Raw genomic sequence first — 17,399 nt, 5'->3', positions numbered from 1 at the left:
CTTTCTTTATTTTTTAAGAGAACAAAGGAAAAACAGAGTATAAAAGGAATAATTTTGGTAAAAAATATAAGTTCATCACAACGGCAATTAAGAGTAGGAGAACAGGTTCGCCACGCAATAGCTCATATATTGCAGCGGGGGATTTTGCTTGATGATACCTTTAAAAATATTGTTATTTCTGTCTCTGAAGTGCGTATGTCATCAGATTTGAAAATTGCTACTTGCTTTGTTTCTTTTCTCAATACTGTGGATAAAACTTCTCATGATACTATCATTAATGCTTTAAATAAAAATAGCCGTTTTATCCGTGGAGCAGTGAGTCATCAGTTACGGCAAATGAAATACATGCCTATACTCCGTTTTCGATTCGACAACAGTTTTGATAATTTCGCAAAAATTGATACTTTACTCCGATCCCCTGAAGTTGCGCGTGATCTTGGTAATGATAAACTTAAAGATAAAAAAACGTGACACGACAACGCAAAAAAAAAGGTCGTTCTATTTCCGGCTGGATCATCCTTGATAAACCTAAAGGGATCAGTTCGGCAGCAGCTGTCTCAAAAGTCAAATGGCTTTTTAATGCACAAAAGGCTGGACATGCTGGCACACTTGATCCCCTTGCTTCTGGCATATTACCTATTGCACTAGGAGAAGCAACAAAAACTGTTCCTTATGTTATGGACGGTGCAAAAACTTATCATTTTTGTGTAGCCTGGGGAGAAGAGCGTTCCACAGATGATTTAGAAGGTGAAATTACTAAAATATCTCCGATACGCCCAACACAAGAAAGTATCCTTACTCTTTTACCAAAATATACAGGTATTATTTGGCAAAAACCTCCACAATTTTCAGCAATTAAAATTGCTGGTAACCGTGCCTATAATTTAGCGCGCAAAGGTACAAGTATTGAAATTTCACCTCGTCAAGTGGAAATTAAAACCCTCAAACTCATCGAAACCACTGCTCAAGGATATTCTATTTTTGAAATGACATGTGGAAAAGGAACCTATGTACGTTCCTTAGCACGTGATATGGGACATGATCTCGGTTGCTATGGATATATTGCTGACCTACGTCGTATAAAAGTCGCACCTTTTAGAGAAAATGATCTCATTACATGGGATGAATTAAAAGCAGCAATATCCTGTAAAGAAACAACAGATCAAAATTGTACTTTGCCGAAGAGAGATTTCTCTACACTTGATCAGTTCTTGATTAAAACAGATGCCGCATTACATTGCCTATCACACTATACTCTCAATGAAACTCAAGCACTACATATAAAGATGGGTAATTCAGTACCTTTATTTGAAAACAACATCTCTATCGATAAAGAAAATGTCTATGTAACTTACAAAGACCAGCTTCTGGCTATAGGTAAAATTGATAAAAATCAATTTAAACCAAAACGGATTTTCACAATTTAATGAGCTGCTATTTCTAATGCTACGCTAAGCAGCCCCCTACGGAAGATTTTTTTCTACACTGACAGCTATTTTCTATTTTATACTTCAGTTCTACAACACTCAAATTATTGATTATTGGACAGTTTCAAGTGTATCTCATTAATCTTTGGTACTGTTTGCCACTTAATCATGCGATGCACCTTTACACTATCGGAAATGCGGTTTAATCTATCAAGGTGTTTGTTAACCTCTACATCTGCTTTTGTGCGACGGCGATTATGACGCAAATAATCCACCCATGTTGGTATATGATAAGACTCTGTCCAATATTCTGGTCTCTCAAGATCACGCAAAAGAATCCACTGGCGAGCTCCATCACGTAGTCGAATATGGCGACGACGTATCATAACCTCGAGAAATTCTGCAAGATCATTTTCATTAATTTGATAATCAATCATAATCATAATTGGACCACTTTGTGCTTCTAGATCTAATGAAAGCTCTGGCTCTCTGTATTGATCAAGCGGCTCAAAATTAATTTGAGGGATTTCCTGAATCTTGAATTTGATGCCTGCAAGAGCTCCACAAATTAAAAATATCGCACAAACATTCAAAGCAACTGTTAAAGAATAACCCTCAGCTAATATACCCCAAATTGCACTTCCAACGGCCATACCACCATAGGATGCAGTTTGATAAAAGGCTAAAGCACGTGCAACAACCCAGCGTGGTGTAGAAAGCTGTACAGATGTATTAAAGAGTGATAATGCCAAAACCCAACATAAACCAGCAGGAAATAAAATAAAGTGGCTTATAAACAACGAATGACTCATTGCTAAAACAAAGCAAGAAAAAGAAAGTCCAATAAATGCGCTTGCAACAATTATTTCTGACTTAAAATGACTTCGTATAAACGCATTAATCATGCCAGCGGTAATAGCTCCCAAACCAAAACAACTAAGCAATGTACCATAAAGCAGTGCATTTCCCTCAAAAAATTCATGTACAACGATTGGCAATAGCGCAAAAATAAAAATAGCACCCGCACAAAAAAGGAATGCTCTTACCATAATATTCAAAAGATTAGGAGACATTACTACATAACGGAGACCATCTGCCACAGCCCCTAAAAACCTCTCCCGTGGTAATGTATTAATCTTATAATTTGGTTTCCATAAAAACAAAACGCTAATCAAAGGAATATAACTCAGTGCATTGACAAAAAAAGCTGTAATACCACCAAAAGTAGAAATAATAACTCCTCCAATAGAAGGGCCTACACTGCGCATCAAATTCAAACCAACACTATTCAGACTAACAGCAGTAGAAATATCTTCTCGGTTCACAATATCCCCTATTGTTGCTTGCCAAGAAGGATTATACAAAGCGGTTCCACATCCAATCAAAAATGTAAAGCATAAGAGAAGCCAGGGAGTAATTAATCCCATATAAGATAAAATAACCAAACTAATTGAGACAATCATCATCATAATTTGTGCGAAAAGCATAATATAACGCCGATTAAAATTATCAGCTAATGCACCTGCCATCAGAGAAAAAACAACAAGTGGCAATGTCGTAGCACTTTGCACAAGTCCTACCATGAAATGCGAAGAACTAATCAATGTCATCATCCAGCTTGCTCCAACCGTCTGTACAAGCCCCCCTAAATTAGCTACAAGAGTAGCAACCCATAAATTTCTGAATGTTGAATTATGAAAAATCTCTAATTTTGAAATCCTCTGCATCTTTTGTCTCCAAATCAGCAGTTTATTCTTCCCTTTACTATTAGTACATTATGTAAAGTTATAGTCTTTTCTATCAATTAGAATAATAATTTTTTAAGAAACTCTCATAAAAAAGTCTCCAAATAAACTCATTTAAAGAAAATCTTCAAGGACTAGTATTTTAACTTTATTTCCTATATAAGTATCAAATATCAGCATCAAAACAAGTAAGATTTTCTCTCTTTTTGTTTTTTGTTCTTTTATAACCTTTGCTGGATGGCATCTCGGCTACAGGTGTTTTTTGCTCATTTTTTGAAAGGATAATACGATGTCAATTACTGCTGAGCGTAAACAAACTCTTATTACAGAATATGCAACTAAAATCGGTGACACAGGTTCACCAGAAGTCCAGGTTGCTGTTCTTTCTGAGCGTATTTCTAATTTAACTAACCACTTTAAATCTCATAAAAAAGATAATCATTCTCGTCGCGGTCTTTTAAAAATGGTGTCCCAACGCCGCCGACTTCTTGATTACCTAAAAGGCGTTGATCAAGATCGCTATCAGAAGCTTATCGAAAGATTAGGCCTACGCCGCTGAAGATAAAGTGGGGGAGTATTTTTTATGAGAAATCACTCTTTTCTTTTAATATGTTGCTGGTCAGTAAAAACTAATGAAGAATCGTGAGCAATATTGCTGGATGCTTTCATTTGATCTGTCATTTATTTCTCTCTGCACAAAATATAGAAATGTCTTGTTGTATTGTCCATAACTTTAAAACATAATTCAAAACCAAAACGTAAATATTAGGTCATTAAGGATAAAAAATGTTTAAAACCCATAAGGTAGAAATTGAATGGGCCGGCCGGCCGCTGATCCTCGAAACAGGAAAGATTGCACGTCAAGCAGATGGTGCAATTATTGCTACATATGGTGAAACTGTTGTTTTGGCAACCGTTGTTTCAGCAAAAACTCCAAAACCAGATCAAAACTTTTTTCCGCTCACTGTTAATTATCAAGAAAAAAACTATGCAGTTGGTAAAATACCTGGAGGTTATTTTAAACGTGAAAACCGTCCAAGTGAAAGTGAGACCTTAATTTCACGGTTGATTGACCGCCCAATTCGTCCCCTCTTTGTTGATGGCTATAAAAATGATACACAAGTAATCGTCTCTGTCATCCAGCATGATTTAGAAAACAATCCTGATATTCTTGCTATAATTGCATCTTCTGCTGCATTAACTCTATCAGGTATTCCTTTTATGGGCCCAATTGCTGCTGCTCGTATTGGTTATTGTAATGGACAATATATTCTCAATCCTAATATTGATGAGATGCCTGAATCAAAACTTGATCTCGTTGTTGCTGGAACAGAAAATGCTGTATTAATGGTTGAATCAGAAGCACATGAATTACCTGAAGATGTAATGTTGAATGCTGTCATGTTTGGCCAAAAAAGTTTTCAACCTGTAATTAATGCTATCATCAAACTTGCCGAAGTAGCTGCTAAAGAGCCTCGCGACTTTATTCCAGAGGATCTGTCTATCCTTGAAAACAATATGCGTAAAATGATTGAACAAGATTTAAGAGACGCTTATACAATTACCGACAAACAAAAACGCCATGCCGCGATTGATCTTCTTAAAGAAGAAGTTATCAATAAATTTATACAAGAAGCAGAAGAAGACTGTGAATTTAATACAGATCAGATCGCAACTGTTTTCAAAAATTTGCAAGCAAAAATTGTTCGCAAAAACATCCTGGATACGGGAAAACGTATTGACGGACGTAATCTTTCAGATGTTCGTTCAATTCAATCAGAAGTTGGTCTTTTTCCTCGTACACACGGATCAGCATTATTTACTCGTGGTGAAACACAAGCACTTGTCATAGCAACATTAGGAACTGGAGAAGATGAGCAATATATAGACTCCTTGACAGGTATGTATAAAGAAACATTCCTTCTTCATTACAATTTCCCGCCTTTTTCAGTAGGTGAAATAGGCCGTATCGGTTCTCCCGGCCGCCGCGAAATTGGTCATGGTAAATTAGCATGGCGCGCTATTCATCCCATGTTACCGACAAAAGAATCATTTCCTTACACCATTCGTACTGTATCAGAAATTACCGAATCAAATGGATCTTCTTCAATGGCAACTGTTTGTGGAACCTCACTAGCGCTCATGGATGCAGGTGTTCCTTTAGCTTGCCCTGTTGCTGGTATTGCAATGGGCTTGATTAAAGAAGGTGAACAATTTGCTGTTCTATCAGATATTTTAGGAGATGAAGATCACCTTGGCGATATGGATTTCAAGGTAGCGGGTACAGAAAACGGCATTACTTCTTTGCAAATGGACATAAAAATTGATGGCATTACTGAAGAGATTATGAAAATCGCACTTGCACAAGCCAAGGATGGTCGGATCCATATTCTCAATGAAATGGCAAAGGCCTTAGCTCGTGCACGTAGTGAACTCAGCGAATTTTCTCCACGTATTGAAATAATGAACATTCCTGTAGATAAAATTCGTGACGTTATCGGTTCTGGTGGTAAAGTGATACGAGAAATTGTGGAAAAAACTGGAGCTAAAATTAATATTGAAGATGATGGAACAATTAAAATTGCCTCTTCTGATTTAAAAACCATTGAAGCAGCAAAACATTGGATCCTTTCGATTGTTGATGAACCTGAAGTCGGTTCTATTTACCAAGGAACAGTTGTTAAAATTGCAGAATTTGGTGCATTTGTTAATTTTTTTGGTTCTCGCGATGGACTTGTTCATATTTCTCAACTCGCATCAGAACGGGTAGCAAAAACAACTGATATTGTCAAAGAAGGTGATAAAGTTTGGGTTAAATTAATGGGCTTTGATGAACGTGGTAAAATTCGGTTATCAATGAAAGTTGTTGATCAACAAACTGGAAAAGAACTTATCCATGATGATTCAATAGAAACAGAAAAAGGCAATAATATTCATGAAAAGAATCCATCCGAAAAGAAAAACCGTCGTAAGAGAAAAGAGGATTAATTTTATTTTCTTATTATAAAATAAAATGCCATTCTAAAATATTGAAGAGGCATTTCTTTGAAAGAATAAAATGTGTCTCTGTTTTTACCTTTTGAAAGCTATGATCTCCCTAAACCTTATTCGAACCAACATTTTTTAGGTTTTGGTTTAACCAAAGTTCCTGATAAACAGTGGATAAAAAATCTTGAAATTATAACCCCTTGGCGACAAGACTTTTTAAAATTTACCAATGCTAAATTTCAATGTAGCCCACAAATAAATCAAAATATAATCTATGATGGAGCACTGCTACAACTTAGTAAATATCGTGATCTTAATCAGAATCGTTTTCTTGACCTATTAGAAAAAGTTAAACCTGGTGGATGGATCGTCATCAGTGGAGAAAAAACTGTTGGTTCTGCCTCAATGATGAAATGGATTAATACTCTTGTTCCTATTAGTAAAAAATTATCCAAAAATCATAGTCATGTCTTCTGGCTTCAAGTACCGCAACAAATAGATAAACAAAATATTGCTCATTTTCGCTCATTACCACTCAGTTTTGGAAATAAATTTCAAACTACTTCTGGTATGTTTTCTCACGGCCGTATTGACCCAGGATCTGCTGCACTTGTACCTTATATACACAAAATTATTTTTGGAAAAACAGCTGATTTTGGAGCTGGTTGGGGATTTCTTTCCTATACTGCACTTGAAGTAAGCAAAAACTTAACCGCACTCGACCTTTATGAAGCTGACTATAATGCTTTAGAGGCAGCAAAAAAACATCTGAAACATATAACAACCTCTGTTCCAATTGGCTTTTATTGGCATGATCTTATTTATGAGCCTATAAAAAATCTTTATGATACAATTATTTCAAATCCACCATTCCATACACAATACACAACAGATATTTCATTAGGACAGCATTTTATTATAAATGCTGCAAAATATCTTAAACCTAAAGGTCGCTTACTTCTCGTTGCAAATCGTCATCTACCTTATGAAACACTATTAAAGAAACTCTTCCACACAGTTTTTATACATGAAGAGGTTCATGGTTTCAAAATCATAGAAGCACATCGATAGATTAAAATACACAAAATTTTCTAAAGAACAAAACGTGAAAGATCGATATCAGAAGCAAGCTCTCCTATAGATTTTCTGACATAATCAGCATCAACTTTAAATGAAGTACCGGCTTTATCAGGTGCTGTAAAAGAAATTTCATCCAAAACACGTTCCATAACCGTTTGCAAACGACGTGCTCCAATATTCTCGATCCTCGCATTTAAATCAACAGCGATATCAGCTAAAGCATCAATTGCGTCATCAGTAATTTCTAAATGAACTTCTTCTGTTGCCATTAAAGCAATATATTGTTTAATCAAACTAGCTTCAGGTTCAGTAAGAATACGCCGTAAATCTTCCCTTGTTAAAGCATTTAACTCTACACGGATAGGCAAGCGACCCTGCAGCTCTGGTAATAAATCAGAGGGCTTAGATACATGAAAAGCACCAGAAGCAATGAAAAGAATATGATCTGTTTTTATTTGCCCATATTTAGTCGCAATTGTTGTCCCTTCAACTAAAGGCAAAAGGTCCCTTTGAACCCCTTCGCGTGAAACAGTAGCAGTTGCCCCACCATCGCGAGTTGCAATTTTATCAATTTCATCAATGAAAACAATTCCATCATTTTCAGCAACACGCAGTGCCTCTTGAATAATTTGATCTTGATCCAGAAGTTTCTCGGATTCATCATCAATTAATGGTTTAAAAGCATCCTTTACAGTTGTTTTGCGTATCTTTGTACGAACGCCCATCTTTCCAAAAAGATCTGATAAATTCATAATACCCATTTGTGCACCAGGCATACCAGGAATATCAAAAGTTGGGGCACTATTACTATTATCAGTTACTTCAATCTCAATTTCTTTGTCATCTAATTCTCCTTCGCGCAATTTTTTACGAAAACTATCACGGGTAGCAGGACTTGCGGTTTTTCCTACAAGAGCGTCTAAAACTCGTTCTTCAGCATTAATATGAGCTTTTGCTTTGACTTCATCACGTTTTTTTTCACGTACAAGAGAAATTGCAATTTCAACGAGATCACGAATAATCTGCTCAACATCGCGACCTACGTAACCCACTTCGGTAAATTTAGTAGCCTCTACTTTAACGAAAGGAGCTCCAGAAAGTTTTGCTAATCGACGAGCTATTCCTGTTTTACCAACACCTGTTGGCCCTATCATCAGGATATTTTTAGGCATAACTTCTTCACGCATCTGCCCTTCAAGCTGTTGTCGACGCCATCGATTACGCAGTGCAATAGCAACAGAACGCTTAGCATCATTTTGTCCAATAATAAAACGATCAAGTTCAGAAACAGTTTCACGAGGGGAAAATACAACACACATTCAAATAGCTTTCTCTAAAGAAGGTAATTCAGCATCCAATGTTTCTATTGTAAAATGATCATTGGTGTAAACACAAATTTTAGCTGCAATACTCATAGCTTTACAAGCAATAGTTTCTGCATCTAAATCCGTGTCCATCAGTACTCGTGCAGCTGACAAAGCAAAATTACCTCCAGAACCAATTGCCATCACTCCATCTTCTGGTTCTAATACATCACCAAGACCTGTTAAAGCCAAAGTAGCTTTTTGATCAGCCACAAGCATCATTGCTTCAAGACGACGTAAATAACGATCAGTACGCCAATCTTTTGCAAGCTCTACACATGCACGCATAAGCTGATCAGGATATTGCTCAAGTTTTGTTTCTAATCTTTCTAATAGTGTGAAAGCATCTGCTGTAGCGCCTGCAAAACCAGCTATCACTGCTCCACCCTTCCCAAGACGACGGACTTTGCGTGCATTGCTTTTCATAATTGTTTGTCCAAGTGAAACTTGACCATCACCCGCCATAACTACTTTATTGCCTTTTCTTACCGTTACGATTGTCGTACCATACATAATATCAGGCTTATGCTCTGTCATAAGAAAACTCCTTAACATTGCTTCCTTTTATCATACATAAAATCAAATTACTAATTCCTTTATTTAGTAATATATATCGCAAAACACAATAATTGAGCACACCTCAATTTTTCTTAATATAAAAAATGATATCATTGTTGTATACTCGAATTATTGTTATATTGTTTTGTATAAGCAATCTGCCTTCTTACAGGGGAAAATTATGAAAAGAATAGCAGTAGGCACGCTAGGTGGAACAATTGCAATGACAGCCAATAATTTAGGTCAAATGCAACCAACTTTAACATCAGATATACTCATAAAAAATGTTCCTAATTTAGAAAAAATTGCTGATATTCACAATCACACATTAACACAACTACCAAGTGGATCTTTATCTTTTCAAATTCTGCTTGAAACAATAGAATGGGCAAAAAAACAAATCAAGATCGGCGCAGATGGTATTGTTTTAACGCAAGGAACCGACACATTGGAAGAAGCAGCTTTTTTTCTTTCCCTCTATTGGAATAAAGCTGAGCCACTTGTCGTAACTGGTGCTATGCGTACACCCTGTGCAGCAGGCGCTGATGGACCTGCTAATTTTTTAGCTGCAACCCGCGTTGCTGCTGATCCACAAAGTCGTAATAGAGGAGTCCTAGTTGTAATGAATGATACTATTCATTCACCCTACTGGGTACAAAAAAGTCACACTGTTAAAGTCGAAACACTGCAATCAGGTCTGACAGGCATTCTAGGAACAATTTTAGAAGGAAAACTCTTTTATTTTAATGATCGCAATTTTTTCCCTACAACTTTCGCACTGCCTAAAAAAAATGATCATCAAGTTGCACTGCTATATTCCTCTTTATCATCTGATACGCACTTGATGAAATTTTGCCTTGAAAGTGGACATTATTCAGGCCTTGTCATAGCAGGTTTTGGTGCAGGTCATTGCAGTTTTCAAGAAGCAAATATAGTGCGACAATACGCCAAGAAAATACCAATCATCATTGCAAGCCGCTCTTATCATGGCCCAACAACTCGTACAACCTACGGTTATAAAGGTTCAGAAATTGATATGATTTCTTCTGGTGCTTTAATGTCTGGCTATTTATCAGCAGTAAAAGCACGTTTACTTTTATGGGCTTTTTTGGCAGAAGGTCTATCACAAAAACAAATCATTGCATGCTGGAATGATTGGACTATAAGTTAATTCACTATTTTAAAGCAAAACATGATTTTTAACAAAAAAACAGTCTGTTGTTCTACTCTTAATCATAACAATTTCTAAAAAATAATCTAAAAACTCTTGGCCAATAAAGATGATTGATGCTACTCCATTAAAAACCAATCAAGAAGATAACTTGATCAATTACGTTTCTGATCAATATTCCCCCTATACTTTTTTTACTGTACAAGAATGGTCTCAATTCCGCGCAAATACACCGCTTACCTTAACTTTTGATGAAATTAAGCGCTTACGATCAATCGATGATCCTATCGATTTAGAAGAAGTGCAATGTATTTATCTTTCTTTAGCACGCCTCTTATCATACCATGTTGAAGCAGTACAGGAACTCTTCCGAAAACGTCAAATATTTTTGCATCAAGCAGATACCAAAAAAACACCCTTTATTATTGGAATTTCTGGTTCTGTTGCGGTGGGGAAGTCAACAACCGCACGTATTCTTCAAGAACTTATGAAACGATGGAAATCTAGTCTTAAAGTTGATCTTGTTACGACCGATGGATTTCTTTATCCTAATACCATTTTACAAGAAAAAAATCGTATGAATCGTAAAGGATTTCCTGATTCCTATGATATTAAAAAACTACTGCGCTTTCTTTCTGACGTAAAAGCAGGCGTTGGTAATGTTAGTGCACCGCTTTATTCGCATATGATTTATGATGTTCTAGAAAATCAAAAAATTATTATTGACCGACCCGATATTTTAATTGTTGAGGGTGTTAATGTGCTTCAAGTTAATGATTGTCCTAAAGATGGAAAAATTGTACCTTTTGTTTCAGACTTTTTTGATTTCTCAATTTATGTAGATGCTGCAACAGAAGTGATCCATCAATGGTATTTAGAGCGTTTTAAACATTTACGTAAAACAGCTTTTCAAAAACCCGAATCTTATTTTCATCGTTATGCACTGTTAAATGAGGAAGAGGCCTCAAAAATCGCTGAAAACCTTTGGTACACAATTAATCTAAAAAATTTACAAGAAAATATATTACCAACGCGACCACGAGCTGATCTTATTTTACGAAAGGGAAAAAATCATTTGGTTGAATATGTTGCACTTCGAAAATTATAAGGATTATAAATACATGCCTCAACATCAAATTAATTTTACTGCAACACGTTCTGATAAGAGCTACCCTATCCTCTTAATTGATACAAAAAACTTTGCTAATTTAGCTCTTGATCCGCCAATAACCTCATGGATGAAAGTTAATGGCTTTACTGGAAAAGCAGGACAAATATTATTTATTCCCCACGAAACAGGACAATTAAAACAAGTTTTATTTGGACTCGGTGATAAGGAAAACGCTTTCATCACTGGCCTCCTTCCTAAAAATCTCCTTACTGGCCATTGGCATTTAGAAGGAACAGCCTCAAATGAAATGAATACCTATCTTGGATTAGCATTTGGAAGCTATCAATTTAACCGCTATCGTCAAAAATCCCCTTCTAAATCATTATCGATCCATGTACATAACGCAATTGATCTGAATGAACTTAAACGAATTTACGAAGCTGTCTTTTTTGTCCGTGATCTTATCAATACTCCAGCTAATGATATGAATCCTAACACTCTCGAAATAATAACGCGTCAACTAGGACAGACTTATAATGCTCATGTCACAAGTATTTGTGGAGATGATCTTTTAGCACAAAATTTTCCGATGATTCATACCGTAGGACGAGCAAGTAGCATTGCACCACGACTCATTGAACTACAATGGGGACAAGAAAACCATTCTAAAATCACATTGGTTGGCAAAGGAGTAACTTTTGATTCTGGAGGATTAGATATTAAATCTGCCAATAATATGCTATTAATGAAAAAGGATATGGGGGGTAGTGCGCATGTTTTAGGATTAGCAAAACTAATCATGGATGCAAAACTTCCTTTTTGTTTGCGTGTTTTAATTCCCGCCGTTGAAAATTCCATTTCTGCTAATGCTTTTCGGCCAGGTGATATCCTTCAAAGCCGTAAGGGATTAACTGTTGAGGTTGGTAATACAGATGCTGAAGGTCGGCTTATTCTTGCTGATGCCCTAACCTATGGTGATGAAAAAAGCCCGCAATTCATGATTTGCATGGCGACTTTAACTGGAGCAGCTCGCATAGCGTTAGGGCCAGATCTCCCTGCGTTTTATTGCAACGACTCAATATGGGCGCAGAAAATTTTTCAATCGGCAAATTCCGTTACTGATCCTCTATGGCAAATGCCACTTTGGAAACCCTATAGAGAAATGTTATCATCACCAATTGCCGACATTAGTAATACATCCGGAAACAACTTTGCTGGTTCTATAACTGCCGCTTTATTTTTAAATTCTTTTGTCGAAAAAGCTGAAAATTTCGCTCATTTTGATCTTTATGGATGGACTCCAAAAGCAACACCAGGTTATCCTATCGGTGGAACCGCACAAGCTATTCGTGCTCTTTATAAGCTCTTCAAAGATCAAATTTAAAGAAAATTACAATTTTACTCTTTCTGTTGAATAAAAAATCCATTAATATTTATTAGCTAGTTCGTTAAAGGTAAAAAAATGCCCTATAAAAATTCGGAGTTCCATACATCTCAAGATATCCTCACAAATCAACAATGTGAAAAAAAAATAGAGACTCCATATTCTATCCAAGGGGAAAAAAGGCGCATTAATACAGCTGTTGCAGGTCTATTTAAAGAGAGCAGTAAAAAAAGCGAAAGGCAAACAGAGTGCCTCTTCGGAGAAGAGGTCTTAATTCTTGAGCACGATGAGGCCATGTCAAAGGTAGAATCGCTTAAAGATGGCTATGTAGGTTACATTGATACACAAATCCTTTGCACGTCGACCATAAAACAAACACATATTGTTTCAGTTCCTCGTACTTTCCAATATTCGAAAGCTGACTTAAAAAAAACCGTAGAACGCGCTTTATCTATGGGAAGCAAAGTAACCGTTATTGATGTAACCGAAACACGGGGTACAATGTATTCTATTCTTGAAAATGAAACAGCTATTGTTTCTTCTCATCTTCGTCCTATTGAGCATACGTTCAAAGATTATGTAAATGTTGCTCAGACTTTTATTCGCACACCTTACCTTTGGGGCGGTGTTAGTGGTTTTGGTCTTGATTGTTCTGGACTAGTTCAACTTTCTATGATGATGGCAGGAAAAAAAGTGTTACGTGATACTAGTATGCAACAGCAAACTATAGGAAAAGAACTAACAGACACTGATATTCTTGAACGGGGTGATTTGATTTTTTGGCAAGGTCATGTTGCAATTATGATTGACTATGAAAATATTATTCATGCAAATGGTTATTCTATGGATGTTATGGTTGAACCTTTAGAAACAGCAATTATACGAATTGCTAAAAGTGGTAAACATCCTGTAGCAAAGCGTCGACCACTTTAACAATACCGTACAAATCTAATAGTTATAACATCTTAAATGCTGTTTCAGAACCTTCTATGTATTGAATTACTTTGAATTTTTAATATTTGTAAATAAAATCTATAGCTCTCTTTATTCTTTTAATGACTATTTTTCTATATTTAACCTTTTGATATTATAAATTATTTTTTTAAATAAGAAACATATAAACAAATGAAATATTCCTGAAAATTAGAATCAGAATTTCTGTAAGTTCCGCTAAAAAACTTAACGAAACTGACAAACAATCGTTCAAAACAAAAGCAGACTAATTTTGAAGGATTAAAATTGATAACGTAATCCACCCGAAACACTAATTCCAGAAAAGCCAGCTTTGGTTAATTTATGTTTGTATAACAAATCGCCATGCAGTGCTATAGTATTAGATAATTGGGCATGAACACCCATACCTGTTTCAACTGTAGAACCAAATGCACCTAACTGAAAAGCATCTTTAAAATATACTATCCGCTTCTTTTCATAACTATGTGCAAGATGAAGTTTGCCATAAAAGGAAACGACACGTACCTTTTCAAAAGAAGTAACAGCTTTTGTTAAAGAACCACCAACGCGCGCTATCAATTGATCGTGCTTCCCTAGCTCAATATCAAACCGATCAATATCACGAGCTTTATCAAACATGATAGACTGATAAATAACTTGAAGCTGCGGCTCAATAATAAAACCATTATAGCCTGTGATAATAGCCTGACCTCCCATCAAAGAGGTACTCAAAAGTCTCCCTTGTAATGCTGCCGTTTTACCTCGAGCAAGAGTTATAACATCGCCCTTTAAAAGATCGTAAGAGAGAAATCCATTCACATAAAAGCCTGCATCATGCTGTAAATGAGCATAAAGCTTGCCCGACCATTTATTAAAAACACTCTTCTGACTTTGTTTAACAGCAAGAGGCTGAAGAGAGAGCCTACCATACGTCCCCATCATTCCAAAAGACAAAGCACTCTGTTTATTCTCTAATGTCTTTAAGACAACACCTGCTGTCATACTATTATAGTCAAGATCAGCTCCATACCCATGTTCAAAAACAGACAAATTTGAAGTATAGCGATGATTACTCCCATAACCGCGTATAAAAAAGCTTGTCTTTCTATTGTTATCAGCTTCATTGGAAGCATTGTGTATAATTTCCAAAAGTTCGTGTTGATTGCTCATATCTACCACACCTGCGTGAAATAAAGCATGAGGTAAGAGCAAATAACTTGGTAGTTGTGGCACAACTGCTGGCACTCTTGGACCTGGTTCTGGCGCTGGTGGCATTGGCGCCGGCGCTGGTGATGGTGGTAATGGTTCCGGTTCCGGTTTTGCTGGCACTGGTTTGGGCGCTGGTTCTGGCGCTGATTTTGGTGTTGCTGGTTCTGGTTTTGGCGCTAGTGGCGGTGCTGGTTTTGGTTCTGGCGCTGGTTCTGGTGCTGATTTTGGTGTTACTGGTTCTGATTTTGGCACTAGTGGTGGTGTTGTTGTTGTTGTTGGTGGTGGTGGTGAAATATATTCACTCTGCAGACGATAATCCCAAAAATTACTTCCCTCACTATTAACTAACCTTTGCTCAGGATTAGCCTGACCACGAGAAGAACTTGGACCATAAGCAAAAAGACCATACCTATAAGGTAAACCACCGATTGTAATATAATCTCCTTCTAATTTGAAGGAATGTTCTTGTGCCGTACCGGAAACCTGAATAAGCGAAATACCCTGAGTATTCCCATTCTTCCCTATATCACCTTTCGAACCTCCATTTTGACCAGTAATATAAACAGTGGTTGTACCGGACACATCACCATGAATCAAAAGCCTATCAGTCTTTTGGTCATTAATGTTATTTTCTTTACTAATAAAAACATTCAAGTGAAGTTTTGCATCATTCGTAGCACTATAAACAACACCCGATCCTTTTCCAACATTAAGCGTTTGATAAACAATATTTTTTGGTGTATCAAACTGAACAATACTATGATCCAGTTTTAAAGATGTTATAAACCATGCGATGGTATTCAGATGCCTTTGATTTGTAAAATTGTTATTTTTTCTTTTTGTTAAAGTCCAGGTTGAATTATTCTTCAAACTAAAATTTGCAAGAGCTCCATTAGCAATAGAAACACCCCCTTTTAGGATAGACTGATCAGCTTGAATTTCTATAACGCCTCCCTGAGCTTGTAACAAAAGATCACCAGAGATATTGGAATTTTTTGATAATTTAACAATGGATTTTTTCTCATGGGCATCAAAATTCCTCATTAAAGAATTTTGTTTTGTAATGTAAATAGCTGGATATGTCTCAGCTGTAATGGTTGAGTTTTCAATATCGACTTTTTCCTCCACAATACTTCTATCTACAGCCTGATACATTGCTATACCATAAGTATTAGAAACAGAAATTTGCCCATCCTTAAAAAAAATAGACCCTCCTGTATCTAGATACAATCCACCTCTATCATCTGTTTTTCCCTTATCATAGTTGTTTTTTCCAGTAATTATAACACCATATAAATCAGCGTGTCCTTGTTCCCTTACAAGCACCCCAACTCCATCTGTAAAATCAATTGACCCATTAATCATTTTAAGCTTACTGTTATTATTAGCGATGTATATCCCTAATGAATCATAAGGATACTCATTACTTCCACCATTCTTCACTGTAATTTTTACATTAGTTAAGAAAATATTACCCTGAGACTCCTTATCTATTCCAGCACCAGTACCAAAAACATTTATTGACCCATTCATCATTGTGATTTTGGAATTACACATCCTGCTAGAAGAACATCCAGCATATAAACCCATATTAGCACGCTGCTCCTTCCCTTCCCTCAATGTAATATGCACATTCTCTAACTCTACTCCTTGGCTACTCCATGAGCTTACTCCTATACTCCTTTCATCATAATTCAAATCAATTGTTCCACCCACCATTTTGATTACGCCACTTTCACTAGCGGAAAGGCCTTCTGCTACTTCCTTAATAATCGAATCCTGCAAAATCACTTTTCCATTTTCTTTTGCAGATACACCTGTTTTAGAGTTAGTAATGGTAATGTTCTTCGCATTAATAACTGTACCTGTTTTTTCTGCGAATACCGCTCGAGAAAATGAAGAACCTTTCTGCTCATTTGATTGATAGGTCTTATTCGTAAAAGTATGTATTTTACCATCAGAACATTTAAGAAAAGGACTATTCTCTGAACAATCTTTCATTTCAGATGTCGCATTAACATCTATATTTTGCAAAAAGAAAAAAGCACTTGTTGTACAAGCACAAACGTAAGTATAATTTTTAAAAACTTTAAGCATAGTTTTGCCTCAATTTTTTCCTTCCAATCACAATTAACATCTCGAAAGATATATTATAACAACTAAAAAGTGTGTTATTATATCTTTACACGCACATTAATTTAACACATTATGTGTTATATTTAATACGTTATGTATTTTATGTAAAGCAAGAAATAAATCATTAGCTATTCTTAACTTAATCAACTATATTATTTTGCAAGAAACTAAACTTTTTCATGCTCGATATAATCGATTACCTTAGCTTTCTATGCAAAAATCATTACTCTTTACTTGAAAATGGATTTGTGCCGTATTAAGGTATAATGGCA

At 36.1% G+C, this 17,399-nt stretch carries 13 protein-coding genes; 9 read left to right on the top strand and 4 right to left on the bottom strand.

The window, feature by feature from the left end:
* The first annotated feature begins 54 nt into the window (after positions 1-54).
* Positions 55-471: a 30S ribosome-binding factor RbfA gene (rbfA, locus tag ACJTDF_RS00130; protein WP_407965608.1), complete on the top strand. Its 417-nt coding sequence runs from the start codon at positions 55-57 to the stop codon at positions 469-471.
* Entirely contained in the window at positions 468-1,427 is a 960-nt protein-coding gene (gene truB, locus ACJTDF_RS00125) for a tRNA pseudouridine(55) synthase TruB (protein ID WP_407965607.1), read from the top strand. Before rbfA ends, truB begins: the two co-directional genes overlap by 4 nt.
* 104 nt (positions 1,428-1,531) lie before the next feature.
* On the opposite strand, the gene ACJTDF_RS00120 is transcribed toward truB, so the two are convergent.
* On the bottom strand, positions 1,532-3,154 hold the full coding sequence (locus ACJTDF_RS00120) for an MFS transporter (protein ID WP_407965606.1): 1,623 nt from the start codon (positions 3,152-3,154) through the stop codon (positions 1,532-1,534).
* A gap of 307 nt (positions 3,155-3,461) precedes the next feature.
* Here ACJTDF_RS00120 and rpsO point away from each other — a divergent pair, with 307 nt between their 5' ends.
* The 3 genes from rpsO (at position 3,462) to ACJTDF_RS00105 (ending at position 7,231) form a co-directional block, all read left to right on the top strand.
* A complete protein-coding gene (gene rpsO / locus ACJTDF_RS00115) occupies positions 3,462-3,731 on the top strand; it encodes a 30S ribosomal protein S15 (protein ID WP_249677164.1) in 270 nt (89 codons plus the stop codon).
* Between the two features lie 227 nt (positions 3,732-3,958).
* On the top strand, positions 3,959-6,160 hold the full coding sequence (gene pnp / locus ACJTDF_RS00110) for a polyribonucleotide nucleotidyltransferase (RefSeq protein WP_407965605.1): 2,202 nt from the start codon (positions 3,959-3,961) through the stop codon (positions 6,158-6,160).
* Between the two features lie 72 nt (positions 6,161-6,232).
* On the top strand, positions 6,233-7,231 hold the full coding sequence (locus ACJTDF_RS00105; RefSeq protein ID WP_407965604.1) for a class I SAM-dependent methyltransferase: 999 nt from the start codon (positions 6,233-6,235) through the stop codon (positions 7,229-7,231).
* 20 nt (positions 7,232-7,251) lie between these two features.
* Here ACJTDF_RS00105 and hslU read toward each other — a convergent pair whose 3' ends face one another.
* Complete coding sequence (gene hslU / locus ACJTDF_RS00100; protein WP_078679780.1) at positions 7,252-8,559, bottom strand: ATP-dependent protease ATPase subunit HslU; 1,308 nt, start codon at positions 8,557-8,559, stop codon at positions 7,252-7,254.
* The gene (gene hslV / locus ACJTDF_RS00095; protein WP_078679779.1) at positions 8,560-9,141 is read right to left on the bottom strand and encodes an ATP-dependent protease subunit HslV; all 582 of its coding nucleotides are present in this window, start codon (positions 9,139-9,141) and stop codon (positions 8,560-8,562) included.
* Between the two features lie 202 nt (positions 9,142-9,343).
* Here hslV and ACJTDF_RS00090 point away from each other — a divergent pair, with 202 nt between their 5' ends.
* The 4 genes from ACJTDF_RS00090 (at position 9,344) to ACJTDF_RS00075 (ending at position 13,761) form a co-directional block, all read left to right on the top strand.
* Positions 9,344-10,333 (top strand): asparaginase, encoded by a 990-nt coding sequence (locus tag ACJTDF_RS00090; protein WP_407965603.1) that lies wholly within the window; start codon positions 9,344-9,346, stop codon positions 10,331-10,333.
* 109 nt (positions 10,334-10,442) lie between these two features.
* A complete protein-coding gene (gene coaA / locus ACJTDF_RS00085; RefSeq protein WP_407965602.1) occupies positions 10,443-11,441 on the top strand; it encodes a type I pantothenate kinase in 999 nt (332 codons plus the stop codon).
* A 13-nt stretch (positions 11,442-11,454) separates the two neighbouring features.
* Positions 11,455-12,828, top strand: coding sequence for a leucyl aminopeptidase family protein (locus tag ACJTDF_RS00080; protein ID WP_407965601.1), 1,374 nt, complete (start codon positions 11,455-11,457; stop codon positions 12,826-12,828).
* A gap of 78 nt (positions 12,829-12,906) precedes the next feature.
* Positions 12,907-13,761 carry an NlpC/P60 family protein gene (locus tag ACJTDF_RS00075; RefSeq protein WP_407965600.1) on the top strand — a complete coding sequence of 285 codons (855 nt, stop codon included), beginning with the start codon at positions 12,907-12,909 and terminating at the stop codon, positions 13,759-13,761.
* Positions 13,762-14,061: 300 nt separating this feature from the next.
* On the opposite strand, the gene ACJTDF_RS00070 is transcribed toward ACJTDF_RS00075, so the two are convergent.
* Positions 14,062-17,088 carry an autotransporter outer membrane beta-barrel domain-containing protein gene (locus tag ACJTDF_RS00070; RefSeq protein WP_407965599.1) on the bottom strand — a complete coding sequence of 1,009 codons (3,027 nt, stop codon included), beginning with the start codon at positions 17,086-17,088 and terminating at the stop codon, positions 14,062-14,064.
* Positions 17,089-17,399 lie beyond the last annotated feature (311 nt).

The organism is Bartonella bennetti, assembly GCF_045945445.1.
GTDB lineage: Bacteria > Pseudomonadota > Alphaproteobacteria > Rhizobiales > Rhizobiaceae > Bartonella.
This window is presented reverse-complemented; position numbering and strand designations above follow the sequence as displayed.